Origin of the sequence: Pseudomonas sp. PAGU 2196, from assembly GCF_022179005.1 — a bacterium.
GTDB lineage: Bacteria > Pseudomonadota > Gammaproteobacteria > Pseudomonadales > Pseudomonadaceae > Aquipseudomonas > Aquipseudomonas kermanshahensis.
This window is the reverse complement of the sequence record NZ_BNTL01000078.1, coordinates 1-582: the sequence shown is the minus strand read 5'-3', so window position 1 is coordinate 582 and position 582 is coordinate 1. Positions and strand designations below refer to the sequence as shown.

Below are 582 nucleotides of genomic sequence, written 5' to 3'. Positions count from 1 at the left end.
CTGCAACAGACGCAGGGGCATCCGGATGCCAGTCTGTTATTGTGGCGTGGTGTTGAGATGGTGGAGATCCTCTCGACATTAAGTATGGACATTGACACGCTGCGGGCGGCGCTGCTTTTCCCTCTGGCGGATGCTAGACTGGCCCCCTGAATCTCCAGACAACCAATATCACGTAAATAAGTGATAGTCTTAATACTAGTTTTTAGACTAGTCATTGGAGAACAGATGATTGATGTCTTAGGGCCGGAGAAACGCAGACGGCGTACCACACAGGAAAAGATCGCAATTGTTCAGCAGAGCTTTGAACCGGGGATGACGGTCTCCCTCGTTGCCCGGCAACATGGTGTAGCAGCCAGCCAGTTATTTCTCTGGCGTAAGCAATACCAGGAAGGAAGTCTTACTGCTGTCGCCGCCGGAGAACAGGTTGTTCCTGCCTCTGAACTTGCTGCCGCCATGAAGCAGATTAAAGAACTCCAGCGCCTGCTCGGCAAGAAAACGATGGAAAATGAACTCCTCAAAGAAGCCGTTGAATATGGACGGGCAAAAAAGTGGATAGCGCACGCGCCCTTATTGCCCGGGGAT

The 582-nt window shown here is 51.7% G+C and carries 1 pseudogene; it reads left to right on the top strand.

The window, feature by feature from the left end:
- Positions 1-225: 225 nt before the first annotated feature.
- Positions 226-582, top strand: a pseudogene (locus MFF34_RS28005) (transposase); the annotation flags it as partial.